Origin of the sequence: Mycobacterium sp. 1245852.3 (genome assembly GCF_001669335.1) — a bacterium.
Lineage (GTDB): Bacteria > Actinomycetota > Actinomycetes > Mycobacteriales > Mycobacteriaceae > Mycobacterium > Mycobacterium europaeum_A.
On sequence record NZ_LZLL01000559.1, the window covers coordinates 1 to 4,661 of the forward strand.

Sequence of the window (4,661 nt, forward strand, 5' to 3'; positions counted from 1 at the left end):
CACGCCGGCTTGGGAGAAGGTCAATGCCTTGATGGACCGCAACTTTGGTCCAGTGCTGCGAGGCCGCCAGCCGGCGACGTCATTGAGCGGATTGTCCCGCTCCGTCGACGAGGTGTTGCGCAGCCCATGACCGCGATGGACGCGACCGGCGCGGCCGCCCCGGCGGGCAAGGCGAGGCCGAAGCCACCGCAGAACCCGAGCCCGTGGCGCCGACACGCATGGGCGGGCCGGTTGTTCGTCGCACCCAACATGGTGGCGGTCGCGGTGTTCATGCTGTTCCCGCTGGGTTTCTCGCTCTACATGAGCTTCCAGCGATGGGACGTGTTCACCCCGCCACAATTCGTGGGTCTGAAGAACTTCGGCGACTTGTTCACCTCGGATCCGCTCTTCTTGATCGCGATCCGCAACACCGTGATCTTCACCGTCGGAACGGTCGTGCCGACGGTCCTGATCAGCCTGGCCGTCGCCGGGGTGCTGAACCGGAAGGTCAGGGGCATCGGCGTCTTCCGGACGATCGTCTTTCTGCCGTTGGCGATCTCATCGGTCGTGATGGCGGTGGTGTGGCAGTTCGTGTTCAACACCGACAACGGCTTGCTCAACATCATGCTCGGCTGGATCGGACTCGGGCCGGTCCCATGGTTGGTCGAGCCGCGCTGGGCGATGGCCTCACTGTGCATCGTCAGCGTCTGGCGCAGCGTGCCCTTCGCCGCCGTCGTGCTGCTGGCCGCGATGCAAGGCGTTCCGGGTACGGTCTATGAGGCCGCCAAGATCGACGGTGCCAGTGAGATAAGGCAATTCGTCTCCATCACCGTGCCGTTGATCCGGGGGTCGATATCGTTTGTCGTCATCATCTCGGTCATCCACGCATTCCAGGCGTTCGACATGGTCTACGTGCTCACCGGCCCCACTGGCGGGCCGGAATCGGCGACCTACGTCCTGGGCATCATGCTGTTCCAGCACGCGTTCTCGTTCCTCGAATTCGGATATGCCTCCGCGCTGGCGTGGGTGATGTTCGCGGTCTTGCTGGTGCTGACCGTCGTGCAGTTGCGAGTCAGCCATCGACGATCTTTGGAGAATTCGCGTGGGCTTAAGTGAGGGTGTCCTCAAGCGCACCGTCTTGCGCGGCGCCGTCGTCTATGGCGCGCTGCTCGCCGTCGCCTGGTGCGCCCTGTTTCCGATCGCGTGGGCGGTGTCGGGTTCGCTGAAAACCGAAGGCGAGGTCAGCGAACCCACGCTGTTGCCCGCACACCCGCGGTGGTCGAACTACACCGAGGTGTTCGCGCTGATGCCGTTCGGGCGAATGTTTTTCAACACCGTGCTGTACGTGGGCTGCGTCACCGCCGGCCATGTTTTCTTCTGCTCGCTGGCCGGATATGCCTTCGCGCGACTGGATTTCCGTGGCCGCGACGCGCTGTTCGTCGTGTATCTCGGCACCTTGATGGTGCCCCTGACGGTCACGGTGATCCCGCAATTCCTGGTGATGCGAACCCTGGGCTGGGTCGACACCCCATGGGCGATGATCGTGCCGGGGTTCTTCGGCAGCGCATTCGGTACGTACCTGATGCGGCAGTTCTTCCGCACCCTGCCCACCGATCTCGAGGAGGCCGCGATACTCGACGGTTGTTCACCGTGGCAGGTGTATTGGCGAATCCTGCTGCCCCACGCGAGGCCGGCCGTGATGGTGCTCGCGGTGCTCACCTGGGTCAATGTCTGGAATGATTTCTTGTGGCCGCTGCTGATGATCCAGCGCAACAGCCTGGCCACCCTGACACTGGGCCTGGTCCGGATGAAGGGCGAATATGTTGCCCGATGGCCGGTTTTGATGGCAACCTCGATGCTCATCATGCTGCCTCTGGTCATCATCTACGCGATCGCGCAACGCTCGTTCGTCCGCGGGATCGCCGTCACCGGGATGGGCGGTTGACCATGGCCTCGGTGACTTTCGAGCAGGCAACCCGTCGCTACCCCGGAGCGGATCGCCCCGCCCTGGACAACCTGGACTTAACTGTCGCCGACGGCGAGTTCGTCGTTCTGGTGGGGCCGTCGGGATGCGGCAAGACCACCTCGCTGCGGATGGTGGCCGGCCTGGAAGCCGTCGACTCCGGCCACATCCGGATCGGCGACCGCGACGTCACCAACGTCGATCCCAAGGATCGCGACGTTGCGATGGTCTTTCAGAACTATGCGCTCTACCCGCACATGACGGTGGCCCAGAACATGGGATTCGCCATGAAGATCGCCAGGACGCCGAAGGCCCAGATCCGCGAGCGGGTGCTGGACGCGGCGAAACTGCTTGACCTGCAACCCTATCTCGACCGAAAGCCGAAAGACCTGTCCGGCGGACAACGCCAACGCGTGGCGATGGGGCGGGCGATCGTGCGCCGGCCGCACGTGTTCCTGATGGACGAGCCGCTGTCGAACCTCGACGCCAAACTAAGGGTGCAGACCCGTAACCAGATCGCCGCGCTGCAACGGCGGCTGGGCACCACCACCGTCTACGTCACCCACGACCAGGTCGAGGCCATGACGATGGGCGACCGCGTCGCCGTCCTGCGCGACGGCGTGCTGCAGCAGTTCGCACCGCCTCGCGAGCTCTACCGAAACCCGGACAACGTCTTCGTGGCGGGTTTCATCGGATCCCCGGCGATGAACCTGTTTACCCTCCCTGTCGTGGATTCGGCTGTGTCGCTGGGTGATTGGCCGATAGCATTGCCCCGCGAGGTCACCGGCGGTGCAGGTGAGGTAGTCGTGGGGGTCCGTCCCGAACATTTCGAGCTGGGTGGTCTCGGCGTCGAGATGGAGGTGGACGTGGTGGAGGAGCTTGGGGCGGACGCCTACCTGTATGGGCGAATCACCGGTTCGGGCAAGGTGATCGACGCGCCCATCGTCGCGCGGGCCGACGGGCGAAACCCTCCGCAGAAGGGCAGCCGGGTGCGCCTGCACCCGGTACCCGGGCACCTGCACTTCTTCGGCGTCGATGGCCGCCGAATTTGCTGAACGATCCGGACGGGGGGCTGCGGTGACCACAAACCGTGCCGACTTGGTGTGCGAGGGCGGTGGCGTCCGGGGTATCGGACTGGTCGGCGCGGTGGATGCGCTCGCCCAGGCCGGCTACCGATTCCCGCGCGTCGCGGGAAGCAGCGCCGGTGCGATCGTCGCCTCGCTGGTCGCCGCCCTGCAGGTGGCCGGCGAGCCGTTGAGCCGGCTGGCCGAGGTGATGCGCACCATCGACTACCGGAAGTTCCTCGACCGCAACTGGATCGGGCGGATACCGCTGATCGGCGGGGGACTGTCGTTGTTGACCTCCGACGGTGTCTATCGCGGGGCATATCTCGAACAGTTGCTCGCCAGCCTGCTCCGCGATCTGGGCGTGCGGACGTTCGGCGATCTGCGCACGGGCGAAGAGCCCACCCAGTTCGCCTGGTCGCTCGTCGTCACCGCCAGCGACCTGTCGCGGCGCCGCCTGGTTCGAATCCCTTGGGACCTCGGCTCCTATGGCATCGACCCCGACGCCTTCCCGGTGGCGCGCGCGGTGCACGCGTCGTCGGCCATTCCCTATGTGTTCGAGCCCGTTCGGGTCGGCGGCGCGACGTGGGTGGACGGTGGGTTGTTGTCGGACTTTCCGGTCGAGCTGTTCGACCGGCCCGATGCGCAACCGCGATGGCCCACGTTCGGGATTCGGTTGTCGGCGCGTCCCGGCATCCCGCCCACCCATCCCGTGCATGGCCCGGTGTCGTTGGGACTTGCGGCGATAGAGACCCTGGTGAGCAATCAAGACAACGCTTACATCGATGACCCGTGCACCGTGCGGCGCACCATCTTTGTGCCCGCCGACGAGGTCAGCCCGATCGACTTCAACATCACCACCGCGCAACGTGAAGCGCTCTATGCCCGAGGATTGCAAGCGGGCCAACAGTTTCTGCAAACCTGGAACTACGCCGACTATTTGAAGGCCTGCGGCGCCCCGGTGCACAAATCACCGTGACGGCGTCGACCGTTCGTGCCGCTTATCCGCGCGGGCAGCGGAGCGCATGAACGCGACGCTGCACCCGCGAGACGTCGTCGAGGGAGGGCAGCTGGTTGGTGATCCGGGTGACCTCCACACCGATATCGATGGAACTGATCGGCCAGAGGCGACGCGCGATGAGATCCCTTGCGATGACGGTGATGTCGTCGTCGCAGAGCCGGCGGCGCGTCAACGCCACCAGCGGCACGTACCCGGTGACCGGCATGCCGGAGGGGTAGCCGGCGCGCACGAAAGCCACAATGCTTGTCACCCAGTGCGACAGGTCCATGCGTCCACCTCGCTAACCGCCGCGGCTTGCGTAAGCGGCAGTGCTTGCCATAGCTAGCAACGTACCACCGGTGACGTCATCTGCTGAGTAACGCCACACAGTTAAACGCATTTTTTACGGCCGGCGATGCGGCGCACGGGGAGTGGTCCCGGTGGCGATTCGCCGGCCATGGCGCGCCGTAACGACGTTTGGCCGCAAGGCTTTCTAGTATTGCCGGCGTGGTGGATCGCTATGGAACCGATGTACTGGCCGCAGGACGACGCAAGCCCCGCTCGACGGAACATCCGGCCGAACTTGGCCTGGTGGTCGAGGACGTGCAAACCGGATATGTCGGCGCGGTGGTGCGCGTCGAATATGGTCGGGTGG

The 4,661-nt window shown here is 65.0% G+C and carries 6 protein-coding genes and 1 pseudogene; 6 read left to right on the forward strand and 1 reads right to left on the reverse strand.

All coding sequences use genetic code 11. The features are described from left to right. The 5 genes and pseudogenes from A9W96_RS32920 to A9W96_RS26170 all read left to right on the forward strand — a co-directional run. Positions 1 to 130: hypothetical protein (locus A9W96_RS32920; protein WP_231999911.1), on the forward strand; the 130-nt coding region annotated here is incomplete at its 5' end. Between the two features lie 60 nt (positions 131 to 190). After that, positions 191 to 1,095, forward strand: a pseudogene (locus A9W96_RS26155) (carbohydrate ABC transporter permease); the annotation flags it as partial. Positions 1,096 to 1,117: 22 nt separating this feature from the next. After that, entirely contained in the window at positions 1,118 to 1,924 is an 807-nt protein-coding gene (locus A9W96_RS26160; protein ID WP_369830877.1) for a carbohydrate ABC transporter permease, read from the forward strand. 2 nt (positions 1,925 to 1,926) lie between these two features. Then, complete coding sequence (locus tag A9W96_RS26165) at positions 1,927 to 2,997, forward strand: ABC transporter ATP-binding protein (protein ID WP_066867035.1); 1,071 nt, start codon at positions 1,927 to 1,929, stop codon at positions 2,995 to 2,997. Beyond that, a complete protein-coding gene (locus A9W96_RS26170) occupies positions 2,978 to 3,985 on the forward strand; it encodes a patatin-like phospholipase family protein (protein WP_082972630.1) in 1,008 nt (335 codons plus the stop codon). Before A9W96_RS26165 ends, A9W96_RS26170 begins: the two co-directional genes overlap by 20 nt. A 22-nt stretch (positions 3,986 to 4,007) precedes the next feature. Here the strand turns inward: A9W96_RS26170 and A9W96_RS26175 are convergent, their stop codons facing one another. After that, the gene (locus A9W96_RS26175; RefSeq protein WP_066867039.1) at positions 4,008 to 4,295 is read right to left on the reverse strand and encodes a DUF3349 domain-containing protein; all 288 of its coding nucleotides are present in this window, start codon (positions 4,293 to 4,295) and stop codon (positions 4,008 to 4,010) included. 218 nt (positions 4,296 to 4,513) lie between these two features. Here A9W96_RS26175 and A9W96_RS31830 point away from each other — a divergent pair. Beyond that, positions 4,514 to 4,661 (forward strand): DUF3097 family protein (locus A9W96_RS31830; protein WP_156765420.1); only part of this gene is annotated, 148 nt, incomplete at its 3' end.